Source organism: Actinoalloteichus caeruleus DSM 43889 (assembly GCF_000429185.2).
Taxonomy (GTDB): Bacteria; Actinomycetota; Actinomycetes; order Mycobacteriales; family Pseudonocardiaceae; genus Actinoalloteichus_B; species Actinoalloteichus_B caeruleus.
This window is the reverse complement of sequence record NZ_AUBJ02000001.1, coordinates 2269630-2283387: the sequence shown is the minus strand read 5'-3', so window position 1 is coordinate 2283387 and position 13758 is coordinate 2269630. Positions and strand designations below refer to the sequence as shown.

Annotated in this window: 13 protein-coding genes; 10 read left to right on the top strand and 3 right to left on the bottom strand. The window is 72.7% G+C overall.

The window, feature by feature from the left end:
- The first annotated feature begins 217 nt into the window (after positions 1-217).
- Both G443_RS24965 and ggt read left to right on the top strand, forming a co-directional pair.
- Positions 218-1672, top strand: coding sequence for a glycoside hydrolase family 28 protein (locus tag G443_RS24965; protein ID WP_051314447.1), 1455 nt, complete (start codon positions 218-220; stop codon positions 1670-1672).
- Between the two features lie 410 nt (positions 1673-2082).
- Complete coding sequence (ggt, locus tag G443_RS08055; RefSeq protein WP_026420742.1) at positions 2083-3894, top strand: gamma-glutamyltransferase; 1812 nt, start codon at positions 2083-2085, stop codon at positions 3892-3894.
- Between the two features lie 301 nt (positions 3895-4195).
- On the opposite strand, the gene G443_RS08050 is transcribed toward ggt, so the two are convergent.
- Both G443_RS08050 and G443_RS08045 read right to left on the bottom strand, forming a co-directional pair.
- The gene (locus G443_RS08050; protein WP_026420743.1) at positions 4196-4660 is read right to left on the bottom strand and encodes a hypothetical protein; all 465 of its coding nucleotides are present in this window, start codon (positions 4658-4660) and stop codon (positions 4196-4198) included.
- A gap of 124 nt (positions 4661-4784) precedes the next feature.
- Positions 4785-5234, bottom strand: coding sequence for a hypothetical protein (locus G443_RS08045; RefSeq protein ID WP_253860316.1), 450 nt, complete (start codon positions 5232-5234; stop codon positions 4785-4787).
- 680 nt (positions 5235-5914) lie between these two features.
- Between G443_RS08045 and G443_RS08040 the strand changes: the two genes are divergently transcribed.
- The 7 genes from G443_RS08040 (at position 5915) to G443_RS08010 (ending at position 11237) form a co-directional block, all read left to right on the top strand.
- On the top strand, positions 5915-6781 hold the full coding sequence (locus G443_RS08040; protein WP_162147346.1) for a helix-turn-helix domain-containing protein: 867 nt from the start codon (positions 5915-5917) through the stop codon (positions 6779-6781).
- Positions 6778-6972, top strand: a complete 195-nt coding sequence (locus G443_RS08035; protein ID WP_016698855.1) for a DUF397 domain-containing protein — start codon at positions 6778-6780, stop codon at positions 6970-6972. The genes G443_RS08040 and G443_RS08035 overlap by 4 nt, the downstream gene beginning before the upstream one ends.
- A 335-nt stretch (positions 6973-7307) precedes the next feature.
- Positions 7308-7517 (top strand): DUF397 domain-containing protein, encoded by a 210-nt coding sequence (locus G443_RS08030; RefSeq protein WP_026420746.1) that lies wholly within the window; start codon positions 7308-7310, stop codon positions 7515-7517.
- A 140-nt stretch (positions 7518-7657) separates the two neighbouring features.
- A complete protein-coding gene (locus G443_RS08025) occupies positions 7658-8008 on the top strand; it encodes a hypothetical protein (RefSeq protein WP_155886283.1) in 351 nt (116 codons plus the stop codon).
- A 411-nt stretch (positions 8009-8419) separates the two neighbouring features.
- A complete protein-coding gene (locus tag G443_RS25400) occupies positions 8420-8971 on the top strand; it encodes a DddA-like double-stranded DNA deaminase toxin (protein WP_081715764.1) in 552 nt (183 codons plus the stop codon).
- A complete protein-coding gene (locus G443_RS08015; RefSeq protein WP_016698851.1) occupies positions 8968-9444 on the top strand; it encodes an Imm1 family immunity protein in 477 nt (158 codons plus the stop codon). Before G443_RS25400 ends, G443_RS08015 begins: the two co-directional genes overlap by 4 nt.
- A gap of 530 nt (positions 9445-9974) precedes the next feature.
- Entirely contained in the window at positions 9975-11237 is a 1263-nt protein-coding gene (locus G443_RS08010) for a glycoside hydrolase family 10-like protein (RefSeq protein ID WP_026420748.1), read from the top strand.
- Positions 11238-11270: 33 nt separating this feature from the next.
- Here the strand turns inward: G443_RS08010 and G443_RS08005 are convergent, their stop codons facing one another.
- Positions 11271-12152: an isocitrate lyase/PEP mutase family protein gene (locus G443_RS08005; RefSeq protein WP_026420749.1), complete on the bottom strand. Its 882-nt coding sequence runs from the start codon at positions 12150-12152 to the stop codon at positions 11271-11273.
- Between the two features lie 558 nt (positions 12153-12710).
- Here G443_RS08005 and G443_RS08000 point away from each other — a divergent pair.
- Complete coding sequence (locus tag G443_RS08000; protein WP_162147347.1) at positions 12711-13574, top strand: META domain-containing protein; 864 nt, start codon at positions 12711-12713, stop codon at positions 13572-13574.
- Positions 13575-13758 lie beyond the last annotated feature (184 nt).

Here is a 13758-nt window from a genome sequence, read left to right as displayed (position 1 = left end):
TCCGGGCGGTGCGCCTCTCCTTGCCGGACGTCACGGGGCCGACGCCCCGGCTTCGGCGTTCGCGGGGGAGGTCGTCGCCGGCGCGGGGTCGTCCTCCGGTGTCCGGAGCGCCCGCCGGCCCGCTCCCACCGCCGCGCGGCCCCTGACCGGTTCGCCGGCGTCCCGCCCTCGCCGGTGACCGACTCCGGCCGAGGGCCGGCCCCCGAGGAGGCTTCCCATGACTTCCGTCCACAGTCGACGTGAACCGGATCGGCGTGCCGGTCGTCCCCACGCCGGCACGCCGTGCGGCGAGGACGGTCCCGCCCGTCCGCTGGTCGCCGCCCCGGTCGGACCGTGGGGCAGGGCGGACCGGCTCCGGGACCGGGTGCGTCCCCCGAGGTTCCCCAACCGGTTCCTCGACGTCACCGAGTTCGGCGCGGTCGGGGACGGTGAACGTGACTGCACGGCCGCGATCCGCGCCGCGATCCGGCTGTGCGCGCAGGCGGGCGGCGGGCACGTGGTGGTGCCGGCCGGCCGGTTCCTGACCGGCCCGGTCCACCTGCTCAGCAACGTGAACCTGTACGTCTCCGACGAGGCGACGGTGGCGTTCAGCCGGGACCCGGCCGCCTACCTGCCGGGGGTGCGAGGTCGTTGGGGCGGTCTCGACCTGGTGGGGCCCTCGCCGCTGGTGTACGCGCACCGGCAGCGCAACGTCGGCGTCAGCGGCGGCGGTGTCCTCGACGGTGGCGCCGACGAGCGGCACTGGTGGCCGTGGACGGGGCTGCCCGAGCACGGGTGGCGCCAGGGGGACCCCTCGGAGGCCGCCGCCAGGGAACGGTTGCGTTCCCTGGCCGAACGCGGGGTCCGGGTCAGCGAGCGGGTCTTCGGTGCGCGGGACGCGCTGCGGCCCCAGTTCGTCCAGCCCTACCGGTGCCGCAACGTGGTCATCGACGGCGTCACCGTGCTCAACGCGCCGATGGCCGCGGTGAACCCGGTGTCCTGTGAGAACGTGCTCGTCCAGCACGTGGCGGTCCGCGCCACCGGCCCCGACGGGGTGGGCTGCGCCGTCGAGTCCAGCCGGCGGGTCCGGGTGCGCGGCTGCGACCTCGACGCCTCGGAGCGCGCGTTGGCGGTGCTCGGGGGGCAGGGCGAGGACGGGCGGCACCCCGACGTCCCGAGTTCGGAGGTCCTCGTCGAGGACTGCGCCCTGCGTGGCGCCCGGGAGGCGGTGGTGGTGGGCGCCGGTGCCCAGCAGGTGTTCCTGTCCGGGCTGCGGGTGAGCGGATCCCGGACCGATACCGCCCTGCGGGTGCGGGGTGGGTCCCGGGCCGGCCGGACGGTCGGCGAGGTCCACGTCCGCGATGTGGACGTGGACACCGTCGACGGCGCGGTGGTGCGGATCGTGGCCGACGAGGGGGGAGCCGGCTGGACCCGGGGTGCCCGACCGGCCGTGCTCGGCGTGGGGATCCACGGTCTCACCGTGGAACGGGCCGGCCGGTCGCTGGAGATCCGGGGCCGTTCGGACGCCCCGGTGCGCGGCGTGGCGCTGCGGGACGTCGACGTTCGACGGGTGGACGAGCCGGCCCTGGTCGAGGGCGTCGAGGGCCTGCGGTGCGAGGAGGTCCGGGAGAACGGTGTCCCGGCGGCGGGAGCCGTCCCGGCATCGTCGGTGCCCGAGCCCCGGCGGGAGTGAGCGCCGAGGCGGCCCCGGATGTCCTCGCGGTGCCCGGGAGGACGCCGCCGGGGGACGGGCGGGCGGCCGGCAGCGGAGGAGCGCCGGCCGGGAGCCTGCCCTCCGGTGCGTCCTGGGCTCCTGGGGCGGGGGCCGATCGTGCGCGACCGCGACGCGGGTCCGGCTCCGACGGGCGGAGCGGGGCCCCGCGAGCGGGCCATGCCACGGCGCCAACGGGTGGGGTGCGCCCGGAGCCGGCGCCCGACGGTGCGCGGCCACCGTCTCACTCCTCGGGGTGAAGCAGGTGATCCGTTGGCTGACGGGTGCGCGTTGGGACACGAGCTGTGACCATGAGAGGTCCACGGGTGCCGGTGGTCCGATCCGGACACCCCCGATCGGCGCGGCCGGTCGGACCTCAGGGAGGTGGGCGCATGCGTCGGAGCTTCCGGACGGTCGCGGTGCTGGCCACCGCCGCGGCGGTCGCCGCGGTGGCGGTGGTCCCGGCGGCCGGTGAACCCGAGGTCGGGGCGCGAGCCGCCGCACCGCCGCCGAAGCGACCGGAGGCCGTCGGGCACGGCGGGGCGGTCGCCTCCGCCGACGAGTACGCCACCGAGATCGGGCTGGCCGTCCTGCGGCGGGGTGGCAACGCCGTCGACGCCGCCGTCGCCACCGCCGCGGCCCTCGGGGTCACCGAGCCCTACTCCAACGGGATCGGTGGTGGCGGCTTCCTCGTGCACTACGAGGCCGCGACCGGCGAGGTGCACACCGTCGACGGCCGGGAAACGGCCCCCGCCTCGGCCGGCGAGGACCTGTTCCTGGAGGACGGGCAGCCGATCCCCTTCGACGAGGCGGTCACCAGCGGCCTCTCCGTCGGGGTCCCCGGCACCCCCCTGACCTGGCAGCGGGTCCTGGACCGCTGGGGGAGCCGCGACCTGGCCCAACTGCTCAGGCCCGCCGAGATCCTGGCCCGGCGCGGGTTCGTCGTCGACGAGAACTTCCACCGCCAGACCGCCGCCAACCAGGAGCGGTTCGCCGCGTTCCCGGCCACCCGGGAGTTGTTCCTGCCCGACGGGCGGCCACCGGAGATCGGCACCGTGCTGCGCAACCCGGACCTCGCCGAGACCTACCGGATCCTCGGGACCCACGGGGTCGAGGCGTTCTACCAGGGCGAGATCGCCGAGGACATCGTGTCCTCGGTGCGCGAACCCCAGGTCGACCCCGGGGCGGACCGCGTGGTCCGACCCGGCGGGATGACCACCGACGACCTGGCCGCCCACACCGCACCCGACCGGCCCTCGACCAGGCTGGACTACCGGGGGTACGAGGTGTACGGGATGGCCCCGCCCGGGTCCGGCGGCACGACGGTCGGGGAGGCGCTGAACATCCTGGAGACCGTGGACCTCGCCGGCATGGACGAGTCCTCCTACCTGCACTGGCTGCTGGAGTCCTCCCGGGTCGCCTTCGCCGACCGCAACCGCTGGGTGGGCGACCCCGATTTCACCGACGTCCCCACCGGGGAACTGCTGTCCGACGCCTTCGCCGCCGACCGGGCGTGCCTGATCTCCCCTGACCGGGCCCTGACCAGCCCGGTGCCCGCCGGCGACCCCCGGGCCAGCACGCCGTGCGGGACGGACGGGGGCCAGGTGGAACCGGGCCGGGAGGGCATGAGCACCACGCACCTGACGACCGCCGACCGGTGGGGCAACGTCGTCTCCTACACCCTGACCATCGAGCAGACCGGCGGCAACGGGATGGTCGTGCCGGGACGGGGTTTCCTGCTCAACAACGAGCTGACCGACTTCTCCTTCTCCCCGGTGACACCGGGCGAGCCGGACCCGAACCTGCCGGGCCCGAGGAAGCGGCCCCGGTCGTCGATGGCCCCCACGATCGTGCTCCACGACGGGAAGCCCCTGCTGGCCACCGGCTCCCCGGGCGGCACCACGATCATCACCACCGTGCTGGGCATCCTCACCCAACGCCTTGACCGGGAGGCCTCCCTGTTGGAGGCCGTCGCCGCCCCCCGCGCCAGCCAACGGAACACCGCCACCACCCTCGCCGAGACCACCTTCGTGGACCTGCCCGCCGTGGACGGGCTCCTCGACCGGGGCCACCGCTTCGACACCACCAGCGGCATCGGCATGGCCAGCGGCGTCGAGTTCCTGCCCGACGGGCGGCTGGTCGCCGTCGCCGAGCCCACCCGGCAGGGGGGTGGCGCGGCGGCGGTCGTCTGGCCCTCGCCGTGAGCCCGCCGAGACACCGGGCCGCCGGCCCCGCCGCACCGGCCCGGTGAGTTCGTCCCGCAGGGGCGGGAGCGGGTGGACGTGGGAACGCGGTCGGTGCGGGAACCGAGGGAAACCGCCGTGCGGCTGGCGCTGTCACCGGCGTGCCCCTGCCCGGCGGGGCGAACCCGTCGACGTGGGCGGCGCGGTCCGCCGACGCGGGGGAGCGGCCGGGGTGTGGTGAGCACGGCCGCCCGCCGGTGCCGACTCCGCCTCCACCGTGGTGTGGTGGTCGGCGGTGGGCCGGCATCGGGTTCCGGTGTGTTCAGGGCGGTGGGGAGGGGTGCTGGTCGGCTGGTGGGTGGCCGGCGGCGTGGCCGAGGAGCGCGCCGGCGGCCTCCGGGTGGGTGAGCGGGGGATCCCCGGGGCGGGTGGGCTGCCAGGTGGTGGGCAGTGCCCACCGCCGCGGTTCCAGCCCGGAGCAGGCCAGGGTGAGCAGCTTGCCCCCGAGACCGGGCAGGGAGGTGACCATCAGCGAGGCCACCAGCTCCGGCCCGGTGGTCAGGACGGTGGCCACCGCGTGGGCGTGGGCCACCAGGAGTGCTCCGGCGAGGCGGCGGGCCTGGACGGGGGGAATCCCCATCGGTTCGGTGGGGGTGTCCTCGGGGCGGAGGACGACACCGAGCGGGCTGGCCTCCACCCGCAGGGTCGTCGTCTGGTGGCCGGCGGGCCACCAGGCCAGGATGCGTCCGATCTCGGTGCCGGGCAGCACGGTCCCGGGGGTGGTCATGGCCGGGCCGGGAGGTAGGGGCGGACCCGGCGGGCGCGGACCGGGAGGGCGTAGGCGCGGACACGGCAGGCCCGGGTCGGGGTGGGGGTGAGGTGCGATGGCGGGGTGGTCATGGTCGTCTCCGTCAGGGTCGGTGGGCCGAGGGTGCCCGCCGGCAGTGGTGGGCCGCCTCGTCGAGCAGGCGGGTGAGGGATCGCGCGGGGCCGGGGCCGAGGATGAGCGGCCAGTGGGCGGCGATCTGGGAGGCCGAGCGGAGGGTGAGCCTGGCCCCGGAGGTGGGGGTGGGCCGGGTCGCGGTGGGGGCGACCGACAGGGTTCGGCAGGCGGGTCCGCTGTGGAGGGTGAGGAGCAGTCGGCGTTGTGTTCGGAGGGCGGCGGCGAGGTGGCGGGCGGCGGGGGGTGCCAGGGGGGTGTGGGTGCCGTTGGCGAGCAGGACGACGGTCGACTGGTCGGGGGCGAGGACGAGGGTGAGGGTGGTGAGCGCTCCGGTCGGGTCGACGGCGGGGACGGTGGCTGACCAGGGGTGTGGGGTGGTGCGGCTGGTGGGGGTGATCACGGTGCTGGCTCCGTCCACTGCGGGATGACACCGGCCAGGGCGGGACGTGCGGGGAACGCGGGGAGGGTGGGGGTGGTGGCCTCGGGGGCCACCACCCCCGGGGCCAGCCGCCCGCGCCGGAGCGCGTCGGGGGTGGGGGCTGGCGGGAGGGGGGAGACGGCGCCGGGGAACGCCGCTCCCTGCCGTCGTCCTCCGTGGTGGTGCGGGAGGGGGGACGGCGGTGGTGGTGCGGCGGCGTGGTGTGCCGCCGTACCGGGCCGGCCCCGCCGGGGAGGGGGTGGGGCCGGTCGTGGGAGGGGGACAGCGTCGGGGGCCGCTGTCCCCGGCCGGGCGCGCCTCGGGGTTCCGGGCGGCGTGCCGGGCCTGTCCTGGGCGCGGGTGGCGAGGAGGACGCGGGCGGGGATGGATCGGCGTGGGGCGTTGGGGGTGGTGGTTGGTGGTGTGGGGTCGGGTCGGTGGCGGGCTTCGGTGCGTTCGACTTCCCAGCCAATGAGGACGGCGACCGTGACGAACAGGACCGCGATCCCGACTACGACCACAGTGGACAGTGCCTGAGAGTGAACGATCTGCCACATGGCGCACTCCATTCGTGCCAGCCAGGTGGCGCATGTGCCACCTTGTGCCACTGAAGTGAAACGTGCGCCAGGGGCCGGCACAATCGCCTGATCGGGTAAGGTGATCCGGCTACGATGTTGCGCATGGCGACGACTCGATCACGCATGTCGAAGCTGCGGACGCCTCGCGCCCGCGCCGTGGGGCAGGCACTTCGTGACGCACGGGAAGACGCCGGCGTCGGAGTCCGGGAGCTGGCGCGGCAGTTGGGTACGCACCACACGTGGGTGCAGCGCGTCGAGCGGGCGGAAATCGTCATCACGCCCGAACTCGTCGCGACCATCACCGGTGCGTTGGGCCTGCCACCCAACGAGCGGGACTCGCTGGTCGAGCAGGCGCGGGATCTGCCTGCCGCGTCACCGTGGACCCCGTCGTCCTCGCTTCCCGGCCAACTCGGCACGCTCATCAGCTACGAGAACGAAGCAGTTCGGATTACGCAGATCAGTGACATCGTGCCGGGCCTGCTCCAATCTGCGGACTACGCCCGAGCGATGGTTGCTGCCACCCCGGGTCCATATCCGATGGCGGACCTCGTACTCGCCCGGATGGGGCGTCAGGCGTTGCTGCGTTCCCGGAATGCTCCCGTCTACACGGCCTACCTCGACGAAGTCGCGTTCCGCCGGGTTGTGGGTGGCCCGGCAGTAATGGCTGATCAGTTGGACCTGCTCATCGACCACGCACACGCCACCGTGCGCGTCATCCCGGAGGCGATCGGGCCACAGCCCGGTTGGATGATCGGCGGACGTGGGATGGGCACGATCCTGGAGTTCGCCGACGCGGATCCAGTTGTCTACCTCGAACATCTGGCCACTGGGACGTATCTCGACAGGCGGAGCGACACCTCGGTGTACCTGGAAGCGCTGGCTACGCTGTCCGCCGTGGCGATGACCCCGGACGACTCAGCCAAGGTCATCGCCTCGTACCGTGACCAGTACGAAAGGCAGGCACCATGACGGCACGTGACCGCCTCACCGGGTGGCGGAAGGCACGGGCGAGCGGAAGCCAGGGCGACTGCGTCGAAGTCGGTGGCGCGCCAGGCATCGCGGGTATCCGGGACACGAAGAACCGGGACGCGGGCACCCTCGTCGTTGATCGTGACGCCTTCGCTGCCTTCATCGCGGCGGTGAGGTCCGACCGCTTCTGAGTGTTCCTCGGATGTGGTGGAGCCCCCGTGATGCGGGGGCTCCAGGCGTTCGGGGGGTGGGTGGGCTTGGGTGGCGGCGTGCGGTGGAAGGACGTGTCCGCGGTTCCGGTGGCATCGCCTGGGGCGGGTTGAGCGCTGCTGGCGGTAGCCGCTGCTCCTCCCGGTGGTGTCCGTGTCCTACGGGTGGTGGTGGGTGGCCTTCGGCTGCCACGATGGGTGGACTGCCGGCGAGCGTGGGGCTGCCGAACGAGGGCGGTCTGTTTTCGAAGCCTGCCGTGGACCAGCTCCAAGGCCGGTGAGCCCTCATCGCCTGATGCGAATGAGCAAGGAGGAGCATGGTGGCCCATCCTTCCCTCACCAACTGGCGCAAAGCCGGTGCGAGCGGCGGCCAGGGCGGCTGCGTCGAAGTCGGTGGCGCGCCAGGCATCGCGGGTATCCGGGACACGAAGAACCGGGACACGAAGAACCGGGACGCGGGCACCCTCGTCGTTGATCGTGACGCCTTCGCTGCCTTCATCGCGGCCGTGAAGCACGACCGCTTCTGACCGACCGGCGAGACCCGTGCCCCGGCTGGCAATGTCCCGCTGACCGGGGCACACCCGCTGCTCTCCCTGGCCACGCCAGGTAGCGACGAGTTACGGCACCAGGAGAGGTCGCCGAGGCAGCAAGGAGCGCCTACGCCACCATGGCGGCCGAGGACGAGGGAAGGGTTGACCAGGAGGGCGGACCCGAAACCGTCGAAGTTCGGGAAACGGGACGAGTTCCCGTCGACCCGGCGGTACCCGTCCACCTGGCCTTGACCGGGGATGTCGAGCTGCGCTTCGACGCCGGCGAGTGGTCGGCCTTCCTTGCGGGAGTGGACGACGCTGTGTTCGACTCCGCCGATACGGAACGGGCTACGGTACGCGGAATCGGTTTCCGTGAGGTCGCCGGCGGAGCATCTGTGACGGCGCGGTTGAAAAATGTCGGGCGTGTGGTGCTGGCTTTGCGGCATGTCAGTTGGCGAGTTGCGATCCGGGTTGGCAGAGGTCGCTGAGCTGTTGCCCGTCGGCGAGGTCAGCGCGATACGTGAGAGCGTGGAGGCCGCATTGGCCGACATGAGTGAGGCGTGGCGTGGGAGCCGACACCCTGCCGCCAAGGCAGCGCCTTCCGCCATACGCGCCGCGTTGTCGGAGCTGGAGACGATCAACTCCGGCCTTGAGGAAATTCGGGTGGCGATCGGGTCCTACCTCGGGAAACTTCAGGCTGTCATGGCGGCGTTGAGCGAGGTCGTCGAGCGCTTGCGTGGCGTGATGGATCGCTTGCCTTCGGGCGCGGTCAAGGAGGCTCGCACCCGCGTATCGGACAGGGTGACACCGGCCTTCGCTGAACTCACGAAGGGGACGGCGAACCGAGATTTGCTGACCGCGCGAGTGGCGCTGCGGAGTGTCGCCGCGGTCTTGAGCGGGTGGACGAGCTCGTCGAGGCCGCCCTGGTGCGTACCAGGGAATGGCTCGCCGAGCACGGTGAGCAGGCGGAGTCGCCGCTGACTCGGCGAACCAGCACGTCGCCGCCGAAGCGAGTGGATGACGTCGCCGCACGGGTGTCGAGGTACCGGGCCAAGCTGGATGACCCGTGGCCATACGGTAGGCAGCTTCGAGGTTGGCGATTGGATGATCAAAAGGATGGCGATACGGCGCTGTCCAGCGGGACACGACTGGAGTCGGGGCGGGCTGACCCCGCCTATACCGCAGCCGTGGAGAAGGCCCGCGCCCTCGGTCTCGCGCGCGGCGGTTTCGTGCCGGACATCGCGCGCCACATCGAGATCAAAGAGGCTTCGTCCATGAGGGCGGGCGAGACGCGTGCGATCGTGATCGGCAAGGACCCGTGCGGTATCGACCCCGTGACCAACGTCAGCTGCCACCGGTTCTTGAAATACTTTCTGCCACCCGATGCCACACTCATCGTCTACGGCCCCACCGGGCGTCCGTACCGGTACGAAGGGAAGCGCACGTCGTGACACTCCAAGCGCAGTACTGGGTCCACGAGCCCGGCCAGGCGCCAGTCGAGAAGGTCGTTGAACTCGCGACCGGTGACGACGTCACCGCCTTCGTGACGACACTCGCCGAGGAAGTGGTGAGTGATGCGATCCTGACCCACACCGCGCGCCCCCGTGTCGACACGGCGATTCCCGATGACGGCGCCCCGAGCGGTTATCTCACCATGCCGGATCACTCGGTCATCGCCGGCATCCATGGAGCCCGAGGAGCCCTCTCATACCGTGGTGACGATGGCCACGGCTCCGAGCCCGTTCATCTCTACAGTCGCGGCGATGGTCCCGAACGGCCGGTCCTGTACGAGACCGACGAGTTCCCGCCGCACTGCGAGATCGCCGTCGAGACCGTCGCCGATGCTCTGGTCGAGTTCCTCGACACCGGCAAACGCCCGCTCAACGTCGCCTGGCAGTCGGCGGCCGATCCGGCAGCGGGCTAGGTTCGTCCCACTCGCGGGTCTACTCGGGGCGCTGTGGGCAGTTCTCATCAGGGCGACCCCCAGCCGGCGGTTCACCGGTTGTTCGCGAGTGAGGACTGGCTGTTCGCGGAGCCGTGCGGTCGAGATGTTCGCGAGTGTTCCCCACGGTTCTCGCCTCGCATGTCGCCGACGAGATGGTGTCACGGAATGTGGCCTGGAACCAGGTTGGTGGCGGCCTCGCGGGATGGATCGCGGGTCGGAACACCGCAGGGCCGATGTTCTCGGTTGCGACCGACGGTGCGCGGCTGCCGCCTCCTCCGGGAGGACACGGCCCGCCGGAAGTGAGCGCGCCGCGCAAGCGCGACCCGCCCCGATGGTGGCGTTCACGCCGGATGCGCTGACCGCCGAACGGGTGGTGCTGCGACGGAAGCCGGTGCGTGCGCGTCGATCTCCGCCATTGTCGACGGAGAAGGGGAAAGTAACCGTCGTCAGGGTGACGAGGTCGGGCACCGACCTCCGTCCCACCAGCGAGCGCACAGTGCGAGGTGAAGGTGTTCACCCGACAGGAACGTTCCCGTCGCCGGCCACGCGTTCTCGGTGCCGGTGTCCTCGGCCTGCTGCTGGCCTGGTCCTCCGTCGTGCCGACGACGCCGAGCGCCGAGGCGGAGTCGCCGCCGACGGCCACGGCCAACGAGGAGGAACAGTTGCGTGGCGTGTGGATCTCCAGCGTGTCCAACATCGACTGGCCCAGCAGGACCGGGCTGACCCCCGAGGCACAACGCGCCGAGTACGACGCCCTGCTCGACCGGGCCGTCGAGCTCCGGCTCAACGCGGTCTTCGTCCAGGTACGCCCCACCGCCGACGCGTTCTGGCCCTCCGAGTACGAGCCGTGGTCGCAGTGGCTCACCGGGACCCAGGGCGGCGACCCGGGGTACGACCCGCTGGAGTACCTGGTGGAACAGGCGCACCAGCGCGGCCTGGAGTTCCACGCCTGGTTCAACCCCTACCGGGTCAGCACCCAGGCCGATCCGAACAGGCTCAGCCCCGACCACCCGGCCCGGCGGAACCCGGACTGGGTGTTCAGCTACGGCGGGCAGCTCTACTACGACCCCGGTGTCCCGGCGGTCCGGGAGTTCGTGCAGGACGCCATGATGGACGCCGTCGAACGCTACGACGTCGACGGGGCCCACTTCGACGACTACTTCTACCCCTACCCGGTGGCGGGGCAGCAGATCCCCGACGGGGACACCTTCGCCGAGCACGGTGGGGACTTCTCCTCGGTCGCAGACTGGCGGCGGGACAACGTCAACCGGCTGGTCCGGGAGATGGGGGAGCGGGTCAGGGCGGCGAAACCCGAGGTGGACTTCGGGGTCAGCCCCTTCGGGATCTGGCGCAACGCCTCCACCGACGACCGGGGCTCCCGCACCAGCGGCCTGGAGTCCTACGACGCCGTCTACGCCGACAGCCGCACCTGGGTGACGGAAGGCTGGGTCGACTACGTCGCCCCGCAGGTGTACTGGGAGATCGGGCACGCCGCCGCCGACTACGGCGTCCTCGTCCCGTGGTGGTCCGAGCTGGTCGCCGGCACCGGTGTCGGCCTCCACATCGGGCAGGCCGCCTACAAGGTGGGCAGCTCGCCGGCCTGGGACGACGCCGAGTTGAGCGAGCACCTGACGCTCAACCGGCGACACCCCGAGGTCGGCGGGGACATCTACTTCAGCATGTCCTCGCTGCGGGGGAACGCGGCCGCCGCCATCGAACGGGTGGTGCGGGACCACTACTCCGACGCCGCCGAGGAGACCTCGTCGCCCTGACCGGGGAGGCGCGGTCGTCCCGGTCGAGGATGCTCAGCCCGCCGGATCGGCCGGGGCCGCGTAGCGGGCGGACAGCTCGTCGTAGGCGGGTTTCCCGACCAGCCGCTGCCGTTCGCTCCACGGAGCCAGCTGGTCGGCCACCTCCGCGAGGGAGCCCGTCTCCCGCAGCCGGTCCAGGGCCGTCGACATCCCCCGCACCGCCGCCTGGAGGGCGACGTTGGCGAACAGCGCGATCCGGAAACCACCCAACTCCGACAGCGGGAGGAGCGGGGTGCGGCCGCCCTCCACCAGGTTGACCACCTGCGGCACGGGCAGCGCGGAGGGCAGCGCTCGCACCTCCTCCTCCGTCCTCGGCGCCTCGACGAAGATCATGTCCGCCCCGGCCTCGACGTACCGGTGGGCGCGGTCCAAAGCGGCGTCCCAGCCCTCGACGGCCCTGGCGTCGGTGCGGGCGATCACCAGCAGGTCATCGTCCCGGCGGGCGTCGACCGCCGCCCGGACCCGCCCCACCATCTCCTGGGCCGGGACGAGTTCCTTGCCGTCGAAGTGCCCGCACCGCTTGGGCGCGGCCTGGTCCTCCAGCTGGATGGCGTCGGCGCCGGCGCGTTCGAGCAGCCGGACCGTCCTGGTCACGTTCACCGCGTTGCCGAACCCGGTGTCGGCGTCCACCACGAGCGGGACGGAGACCGCGTCCCGGATGGCCGCCACGTGGGAGACCAGTTCGGTGAGGGTCACCAGCCCGATGTCCGGGACGCCGAGGTAGGTGTTGGCCAGCCCGGCACCGGTGACGTAGACGGCCTCGAACCCCCGGTCCTCGATGACGCGGGCGGCCAGCGCGTTGGCCGCGCCGGGGACCGCGAGCAGCGGACCGTGCGTCACCCGGTGGCGCAGGGCGCTGGCGGTGGTCTGGCTCATGGGCGGCTCCTCACAGGCGGCGCGGCCGGGCCGCGCGGACGGACGTGACCAACAGGAATGTATCCAACGTGCATCCATGAAGGGAGGTGCCGTCGAGTGGACGGGCGGACGTGGCTGCCTCTGCCCGCGTGACCACCCTGGCCTGGCTCGAACCCGGCGCCCCCACCGCCAGCCTCGTCCCACTCCTCGCGAGCCCGCCCAACGGCACTCCGGAAGGCACGCGGCATGCGGCCACCCGCCGCTCCGGTGCCCCGCCGTCGGAAGTCCCGCAGTCCCGGCCGTGGACCGCACCCCACAGGGCGCGTGGGAAGGCGCGCGTCCCTCGTGGACAGCGATCACGGGGGCGGTTCCAGCGCCTGACGAGGGGCCGCCCCACGCCCCGGCCGAACCGAGCACCCGCCCGCCGTGCCACCCGTGTCCCGGCCACCCGGCCACCCGGCCACCCGGCCACCCGGCCACCCGGCCACGGATGGTGTGCCCTCCCCGCTGCCCCGACGTGCAACCCGCGCCGTCCGGGGCCCCGTCCTCGGAGCACAACCGCTTCCAGGGATGGTCATGATGACTCGACGCTTCGTGTTCCCCGTCCTCCTCGCCGCGGTTCTGTCCGCGATGGCCGGGTGCGGCCAGGACCCCGGCCCCGCCGCGACCGGCGCGGATTCCCCAGCGATCGACGTCGCTGCCCCGAGGACGGGGCTCGCCGCCCTGGAGGGGGAGTGGCAGCTGGTCGGGGGGAGCACCGCCGACGGGCCGGTGGACGTGCTCGACCACTACCCGGTCACCCTCACCGTCACCGACGGGGAGGCGACGGGGAAGGCGGCCTGCAACCTCTACGGCGGGCCCTTCCACGCGGTGGGCGACGGCATCAGTTTCCCCTCCCCCGAGTGGACGGAGATGGGCTGCGAACAGCCGGTGATGGACCTGGAGATGACCTACCTCGCCGCCCTGTCCGCGGTCGGGCGGGCCCGCCACGACGGGGACGCGTTGGTGCTGACCGGGACGGACGTCGAGCTGCGGTTCGAGCCCGTCCCGGAGCTCGCCGACACCCCGCTGGTGGGCACCGACTGGGTCCTGGACACCGTCGTCACCGGCGGAACTGGCTCCTCCGCCAGCGAGTCGGCCTCCTCCACCCGAGGTGACCCGGCGGTCACGCTCTCGTTCGCCGGCGACGGCACCCTCACCGGCTCCACCGGCTGCCGGTGGTTCACCGGCACCTGGCGTGAGGAGGCCGGTCGAGTGGAGGTGGCGGACCTGGAACTGGCGGAGCTGGAGCCCGAGGAGCCGCTCTGCGACCACGACGCCACCCGACGCCAGGACGACCGCGTGTGGAGCATCCTCGACGGCGGTGTCGAGGTCGAGATCGACGGCGACCGGCTCCGGCTGTCCGGTGCGGACGGCGGGCTCGTCTACCGGACCGAGCACTGACGCCCCGAGCCGCCCGCCACCCGCGAGACCGGCCGATCTCCCCGGCCCAGAGCACGGGACGGTTCGCCGGGAACGCGGGCGAGGTGGATGGCGTTGTGATCGCTCCGTCGACCCTGGCGGCGGCACGGCCCGCCACCCGAGGTGTTCGAAGCCCTGACCCCCACCCGGAACCGCACACCCGACC

What these genes read in the sequence shown, in the direction of transcription:
- G443_RS24965 (WP_051314447.1), top strand. Translation starts at nt 218, where the DNA reads ATGACTTCCGTCCACAGTCGACGTGAACCGGATCGGCGTGCCGGTCGT.
- ggt (WP_026420742.1), top strand. Translation starts at nt 2,083, where the DNA reads ATGCGTCGGAGCTTCCGGACGGTCGCGGTGCTGGCCACCGCCGCGGCG.
- G443_RS08050 (WP_026420743.1), bottom strand. Translation starts at nt 4,660, where the DNA reads ATGACCACCCCCGGGACCGTGCTGCCCGGCACCGAGATCGGACGCATC.
- G443_RS08040 (WP_162147346.1), top strand. Translation starts at nt 5,915, where the DNA reads ATGGCGACGACTCGATCACGCATGTCGAAGCTGCGGACGCCTCGCGCC.
- G443_RS08035 (WP_016698855.1), top strand. Translation starts at nt 6,778, where the DNA reads ATGACGGCACGTGACCGCCTCACCGGGTGGCGGAAGGCACGGGCGAGC.
- G443_RS08030 (WP_026420746.1), top strand. Translation starts at nt 7,308, where the DNA reads ATGGTGGCCCATCCTTCCCTCACCAACTGGCGCAAAGCCGGTGCGAGC.
- G443_RS08025 (WP_155886283.1), top strand. Translation starts at nt 7,658, where the DNA reads ATGGCGGCCGAGGACGAGGGAAGGGTTGACCAGGAGGGCGGACCCGAA.
- G443_RS08005 (WP_026420749.1), bottom strand. Translation starts at nt 12,152, where the DNA reads ATGAGCCAGACCACCGCCAGCGCCCTGCGCCACCGGGTGACGCACGGT.
- G443_RS08000 (WP_162147347.1), top strand. Translation starts at nt 12,711, where the DNA reads ATGACTCGACGCTTCGTGTTCCCCGTCCTCCTCGCCGCGGTTCTGTCC.